This window comes from Herbaspirillum sp. B65 (assembly GCF_000333555.1).
Classification (GTDB): domain Bacteria; phylum Pseudomonadota; class Gammaproteobacteria; order Burkholderiales; family Burkholderiaceae_D; genus Herbaspirillum; species Herbaspirillum rubrisubalbicans.
This window is the reverse complement of record NZ_BADI01001023.1, coordinates 1-20,290: the sequence shown is the minus strand read 5'-3', so window position 1 is coordinate 20,290 and position 20,290 is coordinate 1. Positions and strand designations below refer to the sequence as shown.

13 protein-coding genes and 1 riboswitch are annotated in these 20,290 nt (G+C 63.1%); of the genes, 7 read left to right on the top strand and 6 right to left on the bottom strand.

The features are described from left to right. Nucleotides 1-118: 118 nt before the first annotated feature. Complete coding sequence (locus I5W_RS24170) at nucleotides 119-2,929, bottom strand: valine--tRNA ligase (protein WP_044531160.1); 2,811 nt, start codon at nucleotides 2,927-2,929, stop codon at nucleotides 119-121. Nucleotides 2,930-3,172: 243 nt separating this feature from the next. After that, a riboswitch (TPP riboswitch) is annotated at nucleotides 3,173-3,283 on the top strand. A 99-nt stretch (nucleotides 3,284-3,382) separates the two neighbouring features. Here I5W_RS24170 and thiC point away from each other — a divergent pair. From thiC to thiE, 5 genes are all read left to right on the top strand, one after another. Beyond that, entirely contained in the window at nucleotides 3,383-5,296 is a 1,914-nt protein-coding gene (gene thiC / locus I5W_RS24165) for a phosphomethylpyrimidine synthase ThiC (RefSeq protein WP_044531159.1), read from the top strand. Between the two features lie 12 nt (nucleotides 5,297-5,308). Beyond that, nucleotides 5,309-5,509, top strand: a complete 201-nt coding sequence (thiS, locus tag I5W_RS24160) for a sulfur carrier protein ThiS (protein WP_044531158.1) — start codon at nucleotides 5,309-5,311, stop codon at nucleotides 5,507-5,509. Between the two features lie 80 nt (nucleotides 5,510-5,589). Next, nucleotides 5,590-6,399 (top strand): thiazole synthase, encoded by an 810-nt coding sequence (locus tag I5W_RS24155; protein WP_017452031.1) that lies wholly within the window; start codon nucleotides 5,590-5,592, stop codon nucleotides 6,397-6,399. Nucleotides 6,400-6,401: 2 nt separating this feature from the next. Next, on the top strand, nucleotides 6,402-7,256 hold the full coding sequence (gene thiD / locus I5W_RS24150; protein ID WP_044531157.1) for a bifunctional hydroxymethylpyrimidine kinase/phosphomethylpyrimidine kinase: 855 nt from the start codon (nucleotides 6,402-6,404) through the stop codon (nucleotides 7,254-7,256). Further along, entirely contained in the window at nucleotides 7,253-7,885 is a 633-nt protein-coding gene (gene thiE, locus I5W_RS24145) for a thiamine phosphate synthase (RefSeq protein WP_044531156.1), read from the top strand. The genes thiD and thiE overlap by 4 nt, the downstream gene beginning before the upstream one ends. 85 nt (nucleotides 7,886-7,970) lie before the next feature. Here thiE and I5W_RS24140 read toward each other — a convergent pair whose 3' ends face one another. From I5W_RS24140 to aroQ, 3 genes are all read right to left on the bottom strand, one after another. Beyond that, a complete protein-coding gene (locus I5W_RS24140; RefSeq protein WP_013232475.1) occupies nucleotides 7,971-8,465 on the bottom strand; it encodes a Dps family protein in 495 nt (164 codons plus the stop codon). A 223-nt stretch (nucleotides 8,466-8,688) separates the two neighbouring features. Next, complete coding sequence (locus tag I5W_RS24135; RefSeq protein ID WP_044531155.1) at nucleotides 8,689-9,921, bottom strand: MFS transporter; 1,233 nt, start codon at nucleotides 9,919-9,921, stop codon at nucleotides 8,689-8,691. A 166-nt stretch (nucleotides 9,922-10,087) separates the two neighbouring features. Beyond that, nucleotides 10,088-10,672, bottom strand: a complete 585-nt coding sequence (gene aroQ / locus I5W_RS24130; protein ID WP_044531154.1) for a gamma subclass chorismate mutase AroQ — start codon at nucleotides 10,670-10,672, stop codon at nucleotides 10,088-10,090. 83 nt (nucleotides 10,673-10,755) lie between these two features. Between aroQ and I5W_RS24125 the strand changes: the two genes are divergently transcribed. Further along, complete coding sequence (locus tag I5W_RS24125) at nucleotides 10,756-13,035, top strand: UvrD-helicase domain-containing protein (RefSeq protein WP_017452036.1); 2,280 nt, start codon at nucleotides 10,756-10,758, stop codon at nucleotides 13,033-13,035. Between the two features lie 128 nt (nucleotides 13,036-13,163). Here the strand turns inward: I5W_RS24125 and I5W_RS24120 are convergent, their stop codons facing one another. Further along, nucleotides 13,164-14,825 (bottom strand): ShlB/FhaC/HecB family hemolysin secretion/activation protein, encoded by a 1,662-nt coding sequence (locus I5W_RS24120; protein ID WP_159106148.1) that lies wholly within the window; start codon nucleotides 14,823-14,825, stop codon nucleotides 13,164-13,166. Further along, nucleotides 14,752-15,111, bottom strand: a complete 360-nt coding sequence (locus tag I5W_RS32215; RefSeq protein ID WP_159106147.1) for a hypothetical protein — start codon at nucleotides 15,109-15,111, stop codon at nucleotides 14,752-14,754. The genes I5W_RS24120 and I5W_RS32215 overlap by 74 nt, the downstream gene beginning before the upstream one ends. On the opposite strand from I5W_RS32215, the gene I5W_RS24110 reads away from it, so the two are divergent. After that, the coding region (locus tag I5W_RS24110; RefSeq protein ID WP_148289194.1) for a two-partner secretion domain-containing protein at nucleotides 15,110-20,290 on the top strand (5,181 nt) is incomplete at its 3' end. The genes I5W_RS32215 and I5W_RS24110 overlap by 2 nt on opposite strands.

Genomic DNA, 20,290 nt, shown 5'->3' with positions numbered 1-20,290 from the left:
AGCACGATTGTTCTAATTTATTCGATCCAGTCTAGACAAGGCCGGGCTGCAAGGCAAGCACAAAAACAAAAGCCGCCGCCCCGCGAGGGACGACGGCTTGATGAAGAAACAGGCCGGCTTACTTCAGCTTGGCCAATTGTTCCTTCACCTTTTCCAGCGTAGCGCTGAAGTTGGCGACGCGTTCCTTCTCCTGCGCCACCACCGCCTCGGGCGCGCGCGCCACGAAGCTTTCGTTGGACAGCTTGCCATTGGCCTTGGCGATCTCGGCGGTGAGACGGGTGACTTCCTTGCCCAGGCGTTCACGCTCGGCAGCCACGTCGATTTCCACCTTCAGCATCAGCTTGACCTCGCCGACGATGGCCACCGGCGCCGGCGACTCCGGCAGTTGCGCCACCACCGTGGTTTCCGACAGGCGCACCAGACCTTGCAGGTAAGGCAGGAAGGATTCCACGGCCGACGCATCGGCCGCTTCCACGATCAGCGGCACGCGCAGGGACGGTGCCAGCTGCATCTCGCCGCGCAGGTTGCGGCAGGCATCGGTGTAGGCCTTGAACTGGGCGACCCAGGCTTCGGCTTCGGCATCGATCTTCTCCAGGTCCGGGCGCGGATAGGCCTGGCGCATGATGGAATCGCCCGCCGGATCGGGCTTGCGATCGGTCAGCGGGGCCACGCTCTGCCACAGTTGTTCGGTGATGAAGGGCAGCACCGGATGGGCCAGACGCAGCACGCTTTCCAGCACGCGCAAGAGCGTGCGGCGGGTGGCGCGCTGCTGCGCTTCATTGCCGCTCTGGATCTGGGCCTTGGCCATTTCCAGGTACCAGTCGCAGTACTCGTCCCAGACGAACTTGTAGATGGCGGTGGCGATGTTGTCGAAGCGGTAGTCGGCAAAGCCCTTTTCCACTTCGGCTTCGGTACGCTGCAAGAGCGACACGATCCAGCGGTCAGCCTTGGAGAACTGCAGCTTTTCCTTGTCGCAGACACCCTTGACGTGGCCATCGAAACCGCAGTCCTGGCCTTCGGTATTCATCAGCACGAAGCGGGTGGCGTTCCACAGCTTGTTGCAGAAGTTGCGATAGCCTTCGCAGCGGTTCAGGTCGAAGTTGATGTTGCGGCCCAGGGTCGCCAGCGAGGCGAAGGTGAAGCGCAGCGCATCGGTGCCGAAGGCTGGGATGCCGTCGGCGAATTCCTTGCGGGTAGCCTTCTCGATGCTGGCCGCCTGCTTGGGATTCATCAGGCCCACGGTACGTTTGGCCACCAGTTCATCCACGCCGATGCCGTCGATCAGGTCGATCGGGTCCAGGGTATTGCCCTTGGACTTGGACATCTTCTGGCCCGAGGCATCGCGCACCAGGCCGTGCACGTAGACGGTATCGAAGGGCACTTTTCCGGTGAAGTGCGTGGTCATCATGACCATGCGCGCCACCCAGAAGAAGATGATGTCGAAGCCCGTCACCAGCACCGAGGAGGGCAGGAACAGCTTGTAGTCCGGGGTTTCTTCCGGCCAGCCCAGGGTGGAGAAAGGCACCAGCGCCGAGGAGAACCAGGTGTCGAGCACGTCTTCATCGCGCTTGACGGCCTTGCCGCCAGCTTGTGCACGGGCTTCTTCTTCGGTGCGGGCAACGTAGATACCGCCGTCCTCGTCGTACCAGGCCGGGATCTGATGGCCCCACCACAGCTGGCGCGAGATGCACCAGTCCTGGATGTTGTTGAGCCACTGGTTGTAGGTATTGGTCCAGTTCTCGGGCACGAACTTGATCTCGCCCGAGGAGACTTTTTCCAGCGCGGTCTCGGCAATCGACTTGCCGGGGAAGAAGGTCCCTTCCGGCGCCGGCTTGCTCATGGCCACGAACCATTGGTCGGTCAGCATCGGCTCGATCACCACGCTGGTACGGTCGCCACGTGGCACCATCAGCTTGTGCGGCTTGACCTGTTCCAACAGACCCAGCGCGTCCAGATCGGCCACGATCTGCTTGCGCGCCTCGAAGCGGTCCAGGCCCTGGTATTTCTCGGGTGCATTCTCGTTGATGGTGGCCTTGAGCGTGAAGACGCTGATCATTTCCAGGTTGTGGCGCGCGCCGACCTGGTAGTCGTTGAAGTCGTGGGCTGGGGTGATCTTCACGCAGCCGGTGCCGAATTCCTTGTCGACGTATTCATCCTGGATGATGGGGATCTCGCGGCCGACCAGCGGCAGCCTGATCATCTTGCCCACCAGCGCGGCGTAGCGCTCATCGGTCGGGTCCACGGCCACGGCGACGTCGCCCAGCATGGTTTCCGGACGGGTGGTGGCGACCACGATGTGGCCGCTGCCATCGGCCAGCGGATACTTGATGTGCCACATGGAGCCGTCTTCTTCTTCCGACACCACTTCCAGGTCGGAGACGGCGGTGCCCAGCACCGGGTCCCAGTTCACCAGGCGCTTGCCACGGTAGATCAGGCCCTGCTCGTAGAGGCGCACGAAGACTTCGGTGACGGCCTTGGACATCTTCGGGTCCATCGTGAAGTATTCACGGGCCCAGTCGGTGGAGGCGCCCATGCGGCGCATCTGGCCGGTGATGGTGGAGCCGGATTTCTCTTTCCACTCCCAGACCTTTTCGACGAATTTTTCACGGCCCAGGTCGTGGCGCGAGATCTTCTGTGCATCCAACTGGCGTTCCACCACGATCTGGGTGGCGATGCCGGCATGGTCGGTGCCGGGAATCCACGCGGTGTTGTAGCCGCGCATGCGGTGATAGCGCGTCAGGCCATCCATGATGGTCTGGTTGAACGCGTGCCCCATGTGCAGGGTGCCGGTCACATTGGGCGGCGGCAACTGGATGGAAAACGAGGGCTTCTCCGCGTCGGTGGTGGCGGCGAAGTAACCGCGCTTTTCCCACTCCTCGCGCCAGAATTTCTCAATCTCGGCGGGCTCGAACGACTTGGCTAATTCCATGATTTGACGTGTGTTTTTGCGAAACCCAACATTATAAGGGACGGACAAGGCAAATCTCGCCTCAGGCGCGAAATTGACGCACTCAAAGCCGGTCTTGGGCAGCCCGCAAATACATTGCTCCAAGGCATGTTGCCCGGTTCGGTTGCTGCGCTGCACACCGAGTCCATCCGAAATGAAGCCTTGTTCCTCACGCCAATTGGAGTAGAATCCGGCCCACGACAACGACCGCGCAAGCGGCCCGCGTCGCACCGCTAGGGGTCCTGGCACTGGAGCACATGCTCTGGCAGCCGGGTGAGAAATACCCTTGAACCTGATCTGGATAATGCCAGCGAAGGGAAGCAACCGGCAGCTTGACGCACCCACGGCCCTGTATCATCCCTCCACGCCGTCCGTCCTCTTCCGCAACCTCCTTTGCTGGCTCCGAGCCATGAGTCATCAAGCAAAGGAGCCGAAATGAATGCCAACCCGAAATTCCTGTCCGCGACGGCCACCGTCGACGAGGCAGCCGTCCAGCCTCTCCCGAATTCCCGCAAGATCTACGTGACCGGCTCGCGCCCCGACATCCGCGTACCCATGCGCGAGATCAGCCAGGCTGACACACCCGCCATGTTCGGTTCCGAAAAGAACCCGCCGATCTATGTCTACGACACCTCCGGCCCCTACACCGACCCGGACGTCAAGATCGACATCCGCGCCGGTCTCGCTACCCCGCGCCTGCCCTGGATCCTGGAACGCAACGACACCGAGGAGCTGCCCGGCCCGACTTCCGAATACGGTCAGCAGCGCCTGAACGATCCAGCCCTGGCCGAGCTGCGCTTCAACCTGCACCGCAAGCCGCGCCGCGCCAAGGTCGGTGCCAACGTCACCCAGATGCACTATGCGCGCCGTGGCATCATCACGCCCGAGATGGAATTCATCGCCATCCGCGAAAACCTGCGCCGCAAGGAGTACCTGGAGCAGTTGAAGGCTTCCGGCCCCATGGGCAACAAGCTGGCCGACCTGATGGGCCGCCAGCATCCCGGCCAGTCCTTCGGCGCCTCTATTCCCGCCGAGATCACGCCGGAATTCGTGCGTGACGAAGTGGCACGCGGCCGTGCCATCATCCCCGCCAACATCAACCACCCGGAAGTCGAACCGATGATCATCGGCCGCAATTTCCTGGTCAAGATCAACGCCAACATCGGCAACTCGGCGGTGACCTCCTCCATCGGCGAGGAAGTGGAAAAGATGACCTGGGCCATTCGCTGGGGCGGCGATAACGTCATGGATCTGTCCACCGGCAAGAACATCCACGAAACCCGCGAGTGGATCATCCGTAATTCGCCGGTACCGATCGGCACCGTGCCTATCTACCAGGCCCTGGAAAAGGTCAATGGCAAGGCCGAAGACCTGACCTGGGAAATCTTCCGCGATACCTTGATCGAGCAAGCCGAGCAGGGCGTGGACTACTTCACCATCCATGCCGGCGTGCGTCTGCAATACGTGCCGTTGACGGCCAAGCGCATGACCGGCATCGTCTCGCGCGGCGGCTCCATCATGGCCAAGTGGTGCCTGGCGCATCACCGCGAATCCTTCCTCTACGAACACTTCGAAGAGATCTGCGAGATCATGAAAGCCTATGACGTCAGCTTCAGCCTGGGCGATGGCCTGCGTCCCGGTTCCATCTACGACGCCAACGACGAAGCCCAACTGGGCGAGCTGCGCACCCTGGGTGAACTGACCCAGATCGCCTGGAAGCACGACGTGCAGGTGATGATCGAAGGCCCCGGCCACGTGCCCATGCATCTCATCAAGGAGAACATGGACCTGCAACTGGAGCAGTGCCACGAAGCGCCGTTCTACACCCTCGGTCCTCTGACCACTGACATCGCCCCCGGCTACGATCACATCACCTCCGGCATCGGTGCCGCCCAGATCGGCTGGTATGGCACGGCCATGCTGTGCTACGTCACCCCCAAGGAACACCTGGGCCTGCCCAACAAGACCGATGTGAAGGACGGCATCATCACCTACAAGATCGCCGCCCACGCCGCCGACCTGGCCAAGGGCCATCCGGGCGCACAGATCCGCGACAACGCCCTGTCCAAGGCGCGCTTCGAATTCCGCTGGGAAGACCAGTTCAACATCGGCCTGGACCCGGACAAGGCGCGCGAATTCCACGACGAAACCCTGCCCAAGGATTCGGCCAAGGTGGCGCACTTCTGTTCCATGTGCGGCCCGCACTTCTGCTCCATGAAGATCACCCAGGAAGTGCGCGACTACGCCGCCAAGGAAGGCATCTCCGAGATCGATGCATTGAAGCAGGGGATGCAGGTCAAGTCGGTGGAGTTCGTCAAGATGGGCGCCGAGATCTATGCCAAGCAGTAAGCGTGGCCAGCCATGCAGATCGAACTGAACGGCAAGCCACACCCGCTGCCTGATGGCGCCACGCTGGACCAGCTCATTGCCGGCCTGTCACTGGCCGGTAAGGCGGTGGCCGTGGCCGTCAATCGCCAGGTGGTGCCCAGCGCGCAATGGTCGTTGCGCGCGCTGGCCGAGGCCGACAAGGTAGACGTGGTGCGCGCCATCGGGGGTGGATGAAGTTTTCTTCCGCTGCGGCGCGCTGGTGCAGCCAGGCGCCGCATCCCATGGCACGCACTCCTCACAGACAAGGAATCAACATGAACATGAACGACGCTCCCCTGAGCCGCCAGGACCAGGGCCTGACCATCGCCGGCAAGACCTATCGCTCGCGCCTGCTGGTCGGTAGCGGCAAGTACAAGGACCTCGACGAAACCCGCGCGGCGACTGTCGCCAGCGGCGCCGAGATCATCACGGTGGCGATCCGCCGCGTCAACATCGGCCAGGACCCCAACGCGCCCAGCCTGCTGGATGCGGTACCACCTTCCGAATTCACCATCCTGCCCAACACCGCCGGTTGCTACAACGCAGCCGATGCGGTCTACACCCTGCAACTGGCGCGTGAACTGCTGGGGGGCCACAAGCTGGTCAAGCTGGAAGTGCTGGGCGATGAAAAGACCCTGTTCCCCAACATGCCCGAAACTCTGAAAGCCGCCGACATCCTGGTCAAGGATGGCTTCGACGTGATGGTCTATTGCAGCGACGACCCGATCCAGGCGCGCATGTTGGAAGACCTGGGCGTGGCCGCCGTCATGCCGCTGGCCTCGCTGATCGGCTCGGGCATGGGTATTTTGAATCCCTGGAATCTCTCGCTGATCATCGACCAGGCGCGCGTGCCGGTGCTGGTCGATGCTGGCGTGGGCACGGCCTCGGATGCGGCCATCGCCATGGAGCTGGGCTGCGACGGCGTGCTGATGAACACCGCCATTGCCGGTGCACGCGATCCCATCCGCATGGCGCGTGCCATGAAGCTGGCCGTGGAAGCGGGTCGCGAAGCCTTCCTGGCGGGTCGCATCGCGCGCAAGTTCGCCGCCTCGCCGTCCTCGCCGATGGCTGGTCGCGTGGCTTGATCATGAGCGCCGCCTATCGCGCCACACCGCCCTGCGTATTGGTCTTCTCCGGCTCCGACCCCAGCGGCGGTGCCGGGATGCAGGCCGACATCCCGGCCATTACGGCCTTGGGATGCCATCCCCTGTCGGTGCCCACGGCATTGACGGTGCAGGACAACGTCAGCGTCTTCGCCGTCCATGCGCTTGATCCTGAACTGGTGCGCCACCAAGCCCAGGTCTTGATCGACCGCTTCGAGATTGCCGCCGTCAAGCTGGGCATCGCCGGCAGTGTCGAGAATGCGCAGATGATCGCCACACTGATCCGGCAATTGCGCCAGCGCAATGCGCAATTGCCGGTGGTGCTCGACCCGGTGCTGGCCAATGGTAAAGGTGACCAGCTCTCGCGTGACGATGCTGCGCGCATCATCGAACCGCTCTATGCGTTGGCCACGGTGATCACGCCCAACCTGAACGAGGCCCGTCGTCTGTGCGGCGAGGACGATGCGGCGCGCCAGGCGGCGCTACTGATGCAGCGCGGCTGCGCCCATGTCTTGCTCAAGGGCGGTCACGGCCCGCAGGAAGAGGATGTGGTCAATCGCTGGTATGGACCGGCTCCCGCTGCCGCTGTGCCGCATCCGATCAGCGCAAGCCATAGCTGGCGCTGGACCCGCCTGCCCGATGAATTCCATGGCAGCGGCTGCACATTGGCCGCGGCGCTCTCGGCGTGTCTGGCGCGTGGCCTGCCGATGCACCAGGCGCTGGACCTGGCCCAGCGCTACACCCAGCACGCCCTGTCCAGCGCCTATGCCATCGCGCCTGGACAGCGCATCCCCAATCGCGTCCCCGCGTTCGAACCTGTAGTGAGGAACCCGACATGAAACCCGAGTATGCAAGCCATCTGCGTGGCCTCTACATCGTCACCCCCGACTGGGACGACACTGCCCAACTGCTGGCGGCCACCGAGCTGGCCATGCAGAATGGCGCTGCGCTGGTGCAGTACCGTCACAAGACCGCTGCCGCGCCGCAGCGGCTGGCGCAAGCCTCGGCGCTGCTGGCGCTGTGCCGCCAGTACGATGTACCGCTGATCATCAATGATCACGTGGACCTGTGCCTGGAGATCGGTGCCGATGGCATCCATGTCGGTGGCACCGACGCGTCCATCGCTCAAGTACGCAAGGCGGTCGGGCCGGAGCGCATCGTCGGCGCCTCCTGCTACGGCACGCTGGAGCTGGCCCACGCGGCGTATCGCGATGGCGCCAGTTACGTTGCCTTCGGCGGCTTCTATCCGTCGCGCGTTAAAAAATATGATTTCCGCACCGCGCCGGAAATTATTGCGCAATCCAAGCGCGAGATTGCCTTGCCAGTGGTGGTGATCGGCGGCATCACGCTGGAGAACGCACCGCCGCTGGTGGCGCAGGGGGCCGACATGGTGGCCGTCATCAGCAGTGTCTATCTGGTGCCGGTGGAGGAGCGCAAGACGCGGCAACTGGCCGATCTCTATCGTTGATGGTTGATGCCCGGACGCAGTCTGAACGCTTCGTCCAAAAAAAATGCCGTTCGAGTGAACGGCATTTTTTCATTGGCCAGGTAGATCAGCCTTCCAGCAAGCTGCGCAGCATCCATGCATTCTTTTCATGCAGTTGCATACGCTGGGTCAGCAGGTCGGCGGTCGGTTCATCGGCGGCAGCATCGACCGTAGGGAAGATCGAACGCGCGGTGCGGGTCACGGCTTCCTGGCCGGCCACCAGTTGCGCGATCATTTCCTGGGCATTGGGCACGCCATCGGCCTCGGGGATGGAGGACAGCTTGGCGAATTCCTTGTACGAACCCGGAGCCGGATAGCCCAGCGCGCGGATGCGTTCGGCGATCAGGTCCACCGCCAGCGCCAGTTCGTTGTACTGACCTTCGAACATCAGGTGCAGGGTGTTGAACATGGGACCGGTCACGTTCCAGTGGAAGTTGTGGGTCTTCAGGTACAGGGTATAGGTATCGGCCAACAGCTTGGACAGGCCGTCGGCAATCTTCTTGCGGTCCTTGTCGTTGATGCCGATGTTGATCGAGGGGGCTGCCACGTTTTTCTTTGCCATTATTCGCTCCTTAGCTGTTCGGTTTTTCGTAAGCGGGTCATACAACACAACTCCGCGATTCTATTGCAAATCGCCAAGAGACTAACTGCGACTACGCAAGTATTGATAAAAGAGTTGGGCCGACGTTCCTTATTTCAACCGATTTTTCAGCTAACTGCTGGCCTATAAATCAATAGGGCCGATAGATTAAAACTTATCGGCCCCAGCGATCAGAAACAAGCCATCATGAGTTCTCGCGCTGCTGCGCGCTGCGGTACAAGGATAGCGACAAGGCCACCCCACCGATGGCTGCAATGGCCGCGAACAGGAACGCCTGTGCATAACCCAGTTGACCCGCAATGGCACCGGCCAGCGGACCGGTGACGCCCAGCGCCAGATCGAGGAACACCGAGTAGGCCGCCAGCGCCGCACCGCGATTGGCGGGCGTGACCAGGTTGACCGCTTCCACTCCCAGCGACGGGAACACCAGCGCAAAGCCGAAGCCGGCCAGGGCCGCACCCAGCAGCGCCAGTTCCGGCGTGGTGGCGCTCCACAGCAGGAGCAGGCCGATCGCTTCGGTAATGAAGCTCACCACCGCTACCCGATAGCCGCCGAAGCGGTTGATGGCATTGGCAAACAGCAGGCGCGCGCCGACGAAGGCGCTGGAGAAGGCGGTCAGCGCAAAGGCCGCACCACTCCAGTGGAGGTCGGCGTAATACAGGGTAATGAAGGTGGCAATGGAGCCAAAGCCGATGGTGCCGAAGGCCAGTCCCATGCCATAGGCGAATACCTTGCGCAGCACCAGCTTGAAGGACAGTTGCTCGCCCTGCACCACCGGTGTGACCGGGCCACCGCGTGCCAGCACATAGCCCAAGGCGGTGAGCAACATGCCGGCCAAGCCGATCATGCCAAAACCTAGCGAGCGGTCCAGTACCACACCCAGCGGGGCACCGATGGCCAGCGCCGAATAGGTGGCAATGCCGTTCCACGAAATCATCTTGGCCGTGTTTTCCGAGCCTACCCGGCCCACGCCCCACATGATGGCGCCGGTGCCCACCAGGCTCTCGCCCAGGCCCAGGAAGGCGCGGCTGACCAGCAGCAGCACCAGCGACAGGAAGGGCAGCGGCTGGGCCAGCGCCGAGCACAGCAGCAAGGCGCCGCTGGCCGCACACAGCAACATGCCGCGCATGACGGTCTGCTTGGCGCCCACGGTGTCGATCATGCGACCGGCATTGGCGCGGCTGACGAAGGTGGCGAAATATTGCACGCTGATGCCCAGGCCCGCCATCACCGAGCTATAACCCAGGTCCAGGTGGATGTAACCCGGCAGCACTGCCAGCGGGATGCCGATGGCCAGGTACACCAGGAAAGTGAAGAAGGCCGTAGCGATGATCTGGCGCGTGACCTTGGCCGGCGGCAAAGCGCGGGCCGGCACCGGCGTGGGGGCGGAACGGGGACTACAGGAATCGTCGGACATGGCGGGGGAATCGGAATGAAGAGACTGCGTGCGCGGATGTGCGCGTGAACAGCAATCCGAATTTTACCCCCGCCACAAAAATGCTGCAGGACAGCAAATGTTTTTTGTCTGTTAATTCAGCAACTTAGTCGTTTTTGTGCGACGTTATGTTTCTGAAAAGACGCATTCAGCGCGGGCAGCGCAAGGCTGCGGTAGCCCGTTCGCGCACCGCAGGCGCATAGTCGGCACCCAGGATTTCCGGTTCCAGCTCGGCCAGGTCGCGCTGCACACCGGGTTCACACCAGTGGCCGTTCAGGCGTACCAGCACCGCCAGCAGGTCGGGCGTCATGCGGTCCAGTATCGGGCGCACCTGCAAGGCCAGGTCGGGCGGATTGGCAAAGGGCGGCCGTTGCTCCAGGCGCCATTGGCGGTGCAGGTCGCGCTGCACGATCTTGCCGGCCTCGAACTGGTCCTGGAAGAAGCCCCGCGTCCAGGCCGCATCCAGGCCCAGCTTCTGCGCGCGCAGGGCAACATCGTCCAGGATCACCGCTTCGCGTGCCGGATCATCGATGGGGGCGTGCGAATTCCACTTGCTGCGTGCCACGGGTGCAGCTACGTCCAGGCGTGTCTTCTGCAGCATCAGCAATTGTTCGACATCGGCGCGCGAGGCCGGGGGCGGCGTGGTGGCGCAGGCTGCCAGCAACAGGGCGGCGATCAGGGGAACGGTACGGGTAAGCAAGAGGGGTAGGCGACGCATGGGCAGCAGGCTCATCGGAGTGGAATAAATCGACTGAGCGGCAGTATAGCGCCGGGCGAGCCTGCCCGGTCATGGCACGCGCCCTTTATAATCGCGGGATGCAAAATCTTCTCCACAACCTCAACGAAGAGCAACTGGCCGCCGTGACGCTGCCGGCGCAATCGGCGCTGATCCTGGCTGGCGCCGGCTCCGGCAAGACCCGCGTGCTGACCACCCGCATCGCCTGGCTGATCCAGACCGGGCAGGTCTCGCCCTCGGGCATCCTGGCGGTGACCTTCACCAACAAGGCCGCCAAGGAAATGACCGCGCGCCTGTCGGCCATGCTGCCCATCAATACCCGCGGCATGTGGATCGGCACCTTCCACGGCCTGTGCAACCGCCTGCTGCGTGCGCATCACAAGGATGCCGGACTGCCGCAGACCTTCCAGATCCTGGATACGCAAGACCAGCTCTCGGCCATCAAGCGCCTGTTGAAGCAGATGAACGTGGACGATGAGAAATATCCGCCGCGCAACCTGATGTACTTCATCAACAGCGCCAAGGACCAGGGCTTGCGCGCCAAGGACGTGGATGCCTACGACGACTACAACCGCAAGTTCGTCGAACTCTACGAACTCTACGATCAGCAATGCCAGCGCGAAGGCGTGGTCGATTTCGCCGAGTTGCTGTTGCGCACCTATGAATTGCTCTCGCGCAACCAGCCGCTGCGCGAACACTACCAGGGCCGTTTCCGCCACATCCTGGTCGATGAGTTCCAGGACACCAACGATCTGCAATACAAGTGGTTGAAGCTCATGGCCGGCCAACACGGCGCGGTCTTCGCGGTGGGTGACGATGACCAGAGCATCTATGCCTTTCGTGGCGCCAACGTGGGCAACATGCAGGCCTTCGAGCAGGAATTCCATGTGCAGAACCTGATCAAGCTGGAGCAGAACTACCGCTCGCATGGTCACATCCTGGACACCGCCAACGAGCTCATCGCCAACAACAGCAAGCGTCTGGGCAAGAACCTGCGCACCGATGCCGGCCACGGCGAACAGGTGCGCGTCTACGAAGCCACCAGCGACCTGCAAGAAGCGCAGTGGATCATCGAACAGGTCAAGGACTTGATCGCCGAAGGCTGGGCGCGCAGCGAGATCGCCATCCTCTACCGCTCCAATGCGCAGTCGCGGGTGCTGGAACATGCGCTCTTCAGCTCGGCCATTCCCTATCGCGTCTATGGCGGCCAGCGCTTCTTCGAGCGAGCCGAAATCAAGCACGCCATCGCCTACCTGCAGTTGATGGACAACCTGCACAATGATTCGGCCTTCCTGCGCGTGGTCAACTTCCCCACCCGCGGCATCGGCGCCAAGGCCATGGAGTCATTGCAGGACGCGGCGCGCCAGTACGGCTGCTCGCTCTATGCCGCCGTGCCCTATGTGGCCGGCAAGGCCGGTTCCTCGCTGAACGCCTTCATCAAGTTGATCGAAGGCGCGCGCTTCGAAACCCAGCACCTGCCCCTGCCGGAAACGGTCAAGGTGGTGCTGGACCTGTCCGGCCTGATCACGCATTACCGCAACGAAAAGGAAGGCGCCGACCGCATCGAGAACCTGGAGCAATTGGTCAGCGCCGCCACCCTGTTCGTCTCGGAAGAAGGCTATGGCCTGGATGCCCCGGCCTTCCTCGGCCCGCAGGCCCAGGCCACGGCCGGCACGGCCATCACCATCGCCGATGGCGTGGAAGTGCTGGATGCCGACGCCCCGCTGGTGACCATCATGTCGCCGCTGTCGGCCTTCCTCTCGCACGCTTCGCTGGAAGCCGGCGACAACCAGGCGCAAGCCGGCCAGGATGCCTTGCAGTTGATGACGGTGCATTCGGCCAAGGGCCTGGAGTTCGATGCGGTCTTCATCACTGGCATGGAAGAGGGCTTGTTCCCGCACGAGAACAGCGCCAAGGAAGAGGGCGGCGTGGAAGAAGAGCGGCGCCTGATGTACGTGGCCATCACGCGCGCCCGCAAGCGCCTGTTCATGACCTTCTCGCAGACCCGCATGTTGCACGGCCAGACCCGCTACAACATGCGTTCACGCTTCTTTGATGAGCTGCCCGAACAATCCATCAAGTGGCTCTCGCCCAAGATCGCCCAGCATCACTGGTTCGCCAATCCCAAGTCGGCCTGGGACGAAGTGCCGGAGGCGGGCAACAACAAGATTGCCCAGAGCTTCTCGCGCCAGACCGATTCCGGCTGGCGCATCGGCCAGAACGTGTCGCACGCCAAGTTCGGCGAGGGCGTCATCGTCAATATCGAAGGCGGTGGCGGTGCGGCACGGGCGCAGATCAACTTCGGCAAGTTCGGCATGAAGTTGCTGGATCTGTCGGTGGCCAAGCTGGAGAAAATCTAAGTTTTACAACGTGCATTACAAATGAAAACGCCCCGCAAGCCTTGTCTGAAAGGCTGCGGGGCGTTTCTCATTGCTACTGTCGGTAGCGAATTTCTAATGTGTGGGTGCCAGCGCCATTGCCCGATATTTCAGAATGTCCACTGCAAATTGAAGCCCCCGGTCAGCGCCGCTGTATTGAAGCCCTGCGGCTTGGACAAGGGCGTGGCCAAGAACATTTCATAGGACAGCTTGAAGAGGCTGCCGCGCAAGCCCAGCGCCGCTCCGCTCAAGCGTTGTCCGGTCAGGAACTGCGCCGTTGGCCCGGACACAGCACCGGTATCGACTCCGGCAAACAATTCCTGTCCACTTTCGCCCAGGGCCAGCGCCAGTTCATTGCGCAGGAACCAGCCCCGTTCGGCCTGCAAGGTCAGCTCGCCATCGAAGCCGCGCACGGTATAGCGCCCACCGATGGAGAACTGGTCTTGCGGCGGCAGGTTGCCGCGGTTCCATTGCGCGCGCAACGTACCGCTATAACGCAGCTTGCCGCCGCCTAGCTGGAAGGGCGCATTGAGCGAAGCATCCAGCAGCCACAAGCCGTAATGCGTGGCAATCTGCGGCAGATCGAAGGGCGTGCTGGGCTCGCTGCCTTGCGTATCGAGCGAGCGGCGGTATGCCAGCGTGGCATCGGCGATGGCCTCGCCCAGGAACTGGCGCTGGTTCACTCCGGCCTCCCAGGAGGTGGTGCGGCGTTGCTGGGCGCTGACTTCCTGATCATCGATGGCATTGTAGGCAGTGCGCACCAAGCCCTTGGCAAACACCGTGGTCTTGCCGGCCGCATCACGATGCAGCAGACGCGAGAGCTTGAATTCGGTGGTCTCCGAGCGGCCGCTATAGACAAAGTTCTCGAACGCCCCGGATACGGTCTGGTGGTAGCGATTGCCCGAGAGCGTGACGCCGGCCATCCAGTTGCCCCAGGGCAGCGAGTAGTGCAGCGTATAGGCATGACTGCCGTGGTCGCCATAGTGATTCAGGCTGCGGCTCACGCTCACGTAGAACAGATCGTTGAGGGTCCACCAATTGTCATAGGACAATGTCAGGCCGACCTGGTACTTGCCGGTGCTGCGGGCACCGCCATCGTCCAGGGTTGCGCTCAGACGGAATGGAAACGCCTGCTGGTACTGGATCACCAGATCGCTGTCGCCGGGCTGGGCGCCCTCATCCTCGGAAGGCGTGATCTTGATATCGGCCTGGGCGGTCGGCACGCGCTTGAAGTTTTCCAGACCTTGCTCGACATCACGCAGGTTGAGGATATCGCCGGGGCTGATCGGCAGGGCATTGAAGGCGGTGCCGCGCGCATCGGCATCGGCGGCAAAGCGGATATGGCGGACCCGCCCCGGCACCACCGTCAAGCGCAACTGACCGGTCGACAGATCCTGCGCGCGCGCCAGCACGCGGGTGGTGGTGTAGCCACGCTCGACGATGGCGCTCTCCACCTTGGCCAGCACCAGGTTCACCCCTTGCGACCCCAGGCAACGTCCCACCGCCCCTTGCGGCCCGGTGACGCTATCGAGTGCAAAGCGGAAGCGTTCGGCCTGATCGCCTTCCAGCGTAATCGCAGAAATCACCCGACACGGTTGCTCATGCTCGGGAAAGGCTTGCTGTACGGCATTGGGTGCGGGCGTGCCCAAATTCACGTCGGGTCGCGACTCCTGCTGCTGGCGCAGTGCGCGTTCACGTTCACGCTGCAATTGCTCCTGATTGACTGCGGTTTGCGCCTGGGCAAGAGCGCATACCAGAGGCAAGCCCAGCATCAAGACCAGGCGGGATGAAGAAAAAGTAAAGGCAGAAAGCATGATAAGGGCCGACCCCAAGCCACTTGCGGCCCGGAATCAAAACAAAATGGCATGAAATAAAAACAATTGTTGGGTTTTGCCAACAGGAAATCTTCTCAATGGAAGGGAAGCTGTCAACGTGCTGACAACTTAAATTAACATCTGGCCCCTGGCAAGCAAATTCTTGCCAACTGGAAACGGCAAACAACGAATCGGGGTTCGTTGGCCGACCGGTGATAACTAAAACTGCAACAGGGGTGTTCATGAATCGTCAGCGTTACAAGCTGGTTTTCAACCGGCATCGCGGCCAATTGATGGCCGTGGCAGAAATTGCCTCCAGCATCCAGCACCAGGGCCGCACCGCGGGCCCGAGCGGAACCTTGCCCGATCTGTTGCCGTCGGCCTTGCGCTTTTCGCTGCTCTCGGTGGCCCTGGCGCTGGCAATGAATACCGTGGCCCACGCCCAGATCCTGGGCGACCGCACGGCCCCGCGCACCCAGCAACCCACCGTGCTGGTGACCCCCAACGGCGTGCCGGTGGTCAACATCCAGACCCCCAGCACAGCCGGGGTGTCGCTCAATCGTTATCGCCAGTTCGACGTCGGCACCAATGGCGTCATCCTCAACAACGCTCGTTCCACGACCAGCACCCAACTGGGCGGCTATGTGGCCGGCAATCCCTGGCTGGCCACGGGCGCGGCGCGGGTGATCGTGAACCAGGTCAATTCGGCCAACCCCAGTTACCTGCGCGGCTACCTGGAAGTGGCGGGTAACCGGGCCCAGGTGGTGGTGGCCAACCCGGCCGGCATCACCTGCGCTGGCTGCGGCTTCCTCAACGCCAACCGCGCCACGCTCACCACGGGTGTGCCGCAGATCAACAACGGCAACCTGGACAGCTATCGCGTGGCCAGTGGCGCGGTGAACATCGAAGGCAATGGGCTGGATGCCAGCCGCACCGACTACGCCGAGATCATCGCGCGCGCCGTGCAGGTCAACGCCGGCGTGTGGGCGCCCGAACTGAAGGTCAGCGCCGGCTTGAACACGGTCAGCGCCGACCATGCCAGCGTGCAGCCCGGCGTGGCCCCGAACGACGCCGCCCCGGCGGTGGCCATCGACGTGGCGCAACTGGGCGGCATGTATGCCGGCCACATCTACCTGACGTCCACCGAACATGGCGTGGGCGTGCGTAACGCCGGCACCATCGGCGCTGCGGTCGGACAGGCCGTGGTCACCGCCGATGGTCGCCTGGAAAACAGCGGCAGCATGGCCAGCAGTGGAGCACTGACGGTGCAGGCCAGCGACAGTGTGCTCAACACCGGCAGCATCGCGGGCGAAGGCCCGGTCCAGTTGAGTGCGACCACCATCGACAACCGCAACAACATCGGCAGTAGCGCCGCACTGGCGATGCAGGCTTCCGCTGGCCTCAGCAACAGCGGCCGCATCGAAGCCAGCCAGGGCATCACCCTGCAGGCCGGCCAGCTCGACAACAGCGGTGGCGTCAATGCCGGCGATGCCTTGCGCATCAAGGCGGCGCAAGACATCAACAACAGCGGCAGCTTGGGCGCCCACGGCGGATTGACGGTCGAGGCAGCGGGCTTGCACAACAGTGGCAGTGGCAAGCTGGGCAGCCAGAGCGCGGCCAATCTCACCACTACCACCCTGGACAATGCCGGCAGCATCGCCAGCAGCGCAGCGCTGACGGTGCAAGCCAGCCAGAGCGTACGCAACACCGGCAGCATCGGCGGCGAAGGTCCGGTGCAGGTGAGCGCCACGAGCATCGACAACCGCAACAGCCTCGGCAGCAGCGCGTCCCTGACGATGCAGGCCTCCGCTGGCATCCGCAACAGCGGCACGCTGCAAGCGACCACCGACGCCACGCTCAACGCCAGTACCCTGGACAACAGCGGCACCCTGAGCGCCCGCCAGGGCCGCGTGCGCATCAACAGCAGCGGCAGCACCACCAACAGTGGCCGCATCGAAGCGGCACAGTCGGTTGTCGTGCAGGCCGATGGCCTTACCAACAGCGGCAACATCAATGCCGTGGATGCCCTGCGCGTGCAGGCCGCGCAAGCCATCAGCAACAGCGGCACGCTGGGCGCCAATGGCGGCGTCGAACTGCAGTCCGCCACCCTGGACAACCGCGGCACGCTGGCCTCCAGCCAAGATGCGCTCACCATCAACACCCGCGGCCAGCTCGCCAACCAGGGCCAGGTCAGCGCGGCGCAGTTGCTCACCCTCACCGGCGCGGGCATCGACAACAGTGCCGGCACGCTCAACGCCACCGACATCCACCTCGACAGCCAATCACAAACCTTCAGCAATCGCGGCGGCCAGGTCAGCGCCCAGCGCGACCTGCAGATCGCCAGCGGCGCCCTGGACAACAGCAACGGCACGCTGGCCGCCCAAGGCCAACTCACCGTGGGCAGCGGCGACCTGAACAACGATGGCGGCCTGCTGCAAGCCGGCGCGTCATTGAAGATCGACGCCAGCGGCAAGACCGTGCGCAACAGCCACTCCGGCAGCACACGCGGCATCCAGGCCCAGGGCACGGTGGACATCGCCGCCGCCACGCTGGTCAATGCCGGCCTGGTCTCCTCAAACAGCGACATCAACCTCAACACCGCCACCCTGGACAACCGCGCTGGCTCCATCGGCGCCACCGGCAAGCTGACCGTGCAAGGCAATAGCGTCACCAACAGCGGTGGTCAATTGCAGGCCAAGCAGGGCGTGGACATCCAGGCCGGCAGCGGCCTTGTCGACAACAGCGGCGGCCTGCTGCGCTCGGATGGCACGGTCAACGTGCAAGCCGGCAGCGTGCGCAACGACAACACCCAAGGCCAGGACCAGGGCATAGAAGGCGCCACCGTCAACGTGGCCGCCACCGACATCAGCAACCGCCAGGGCGCCGTGCGCGGCGACGCCATCACGCTGACTGCCAGCGGCCGCATCGACAACGGCAGCGGCCTGATCTCCGCCACCAACAGCGCCGTGTTGACGGACGCCAACCCGAGCACGCGCACCCTGGCCATCGACAACAGCAACGGCACCGTCATCGCCGGACGGCAGACCACCTTGCTGGCATATTCCTTCACAGGCAGTGGTCGGGTATTGAGCCAGAAAGACCTGCGCATGGACCTGGTCGCCTCAATCCTTCATACCGGGCAGATCGGAGCCACAGGCGAGCTGGATTTGCGCACCGCCGGCACCTTCACCAATGCCGGCTCGGTCGGCGCGGGCGGCACCTTGACGCTGACGGCCGCCACCATCGACAACCAGGCCAGTGGCTCGCTGGTGGGCAATACCCTGAGGCTCAAGGCCACCGATGTCCACACCTTCATCAACCGGGGCCTGATCGATGGCGTGAACACGATCATCGAAAGCAGCACCGTCAACAACCTCGGCACGGGCCGCATCTATGGCGACAACATCGCCATTGGCGCAGACGTGTTGAACAACCAGGCGGAAACCGTCGACGGCGTCACCAGCGCCCCGGTGATCGCCGCGCGCAACCGACTTGATATTGGCGCTGGCGTCATCAACAACAGCGAACATGGCTTGATCTACTCGGTGGGCGACATGGTCATCGGCGGCGCACTGGATGCCAACAAGAAGGCTGTCGGCTCGGCGCGGGAAGTCAACAACAGCAGCGCCACCATCAATGCCGATGGCAACCTGAGTATTGCCGCCGGAAGCATCAACAATAGCAACGCGCATCTGGAGACCACGGACCAGACGGGACCGGGCAAGCGCATCATCAACTTCCGGCTCAATGGCTCATCACAATTGCTGGATTCCAACTCGGCCTGGCTCTACAACCGGGGTTCAGGAGAAATCCTCAATGCCGCCAACTGGCGGGCCATGGGCGATGAGGACAACTATCGCTTGCTGCTGCCTTCGGCCGCCTACCCGGCCGAGCGTTATGGACCTCCGTTTGACTATTCGCGCGGTGCCCGTGGCGATAATGCGGTGGCCATTGCCTATGTTCCTCCCTACAGCCAGGGGGCGATGGGAGATGCCGATGCGGTCTACATTCCACCGGTCATCAATTACACGGCCACTGACCGTATCTGGGCAGTCATGGGGGTGACGCCGCCGCAGGATCCAGGCCCAGGCCCCGGGGCGGAGCCGCGCCCCGGCGAGATGTGTTATGACTCGTGCTATCCGGTGCCGGTTGATCCCGAGGTCTATGCTGCATGGAAAGCGGCCAATGATGTCTGGAAGCCCAAGTACGACGCGTACATCGCTGCGCTGCTAGTGCTCAACGACAAGATCGCCGCCTTCAACAACAACGTCAACAGCCGCTCCTACCGCGAATGGACCATCTACGACGGCACCGAACAGATCACCCGCACGGTGGTCACCAAGAGCGACCCCGGCATGATCACCTCCGGCGGCAACATGAATCTGGCCGCTGGTGCACTCAACAACTACGCTAGCCAGGTCATCGCCGGCGGCACGCTGGCCGGTGACAGCGTCAACGGCACCGCCATCAACAACACCGGCCCGCTGGGCCGGCAGCGCGTGGTCTCGACTGGTTCGGCCGTGTACACCTACATCAAGAGCCACCGCTTCAGCGCGGACGACCGTCGTTATGATGGTGTGCCTTACCAGTCGCAGGACATCGTCACCAACTTCCAGCTCGACGTCAGCCCCACCAGTGGCGCCGGCCCCAACCGCGCCAACTCGGTGCGGGCAGTGCCAGCGGCGGTCTCGGGAGCGGCGGGTGCGAGCGCAGGCGCGGCCAGCATCCGCATCGCCAACCTCGACTTGACGCTGCCCAACAATGCGCTCTACCGCATCAATGCCGGCCCTGCGCAGCGCTACCTGGTGCAGACCGACCCGCAATTCGTGGGCACGCGCAACTGGTTGTCGTCGGACTTCATGTTGAGGCAACTGGGCCAACTCAACCAACCCAATGCCGCCATCGGCGTGCGCCAACTGGGCGATGGTTTCTATGAACAGCAACTGGTGCAGCGCCAGATCCAGCAGATCACCGGCCAGCGCTATCTGGCCGGCTACAGCAGCAACGAAGCGCAATACCAGGCGCTCATGAACGCCGGCCTGCAAGTGGCGCAAGCCCAGCGCTACACCCTGGGCGTGGCCCTCACCGATGCGCAGGTGGCGGCACTGAAGACCGACATCGTCTGGCTGGTCAAGCAGACGGTGACGCTGGCCGATGGCAGCACGCAGGAAGTGCTGGTGCCGCAGGTGTATGTACACGCCTCCAACGTCGAGGTGACCGGCCAGGGCACGCTGATTGCGGGCAATGATGTGGCCTTCCAGGCGGCGCAGGATATCGTCAACAGCGGCGGCACCATTGCTGCGCGCAAGGGGGTGTCGTTGGCGGGTGCCAATCTCCAGAACCTGGGTGGGCGTATCAGTGGTGATGCTGTACTCGTTTCTGCTGCACAGGACATCAACAACATCGGCGGCACCATCGTGCGC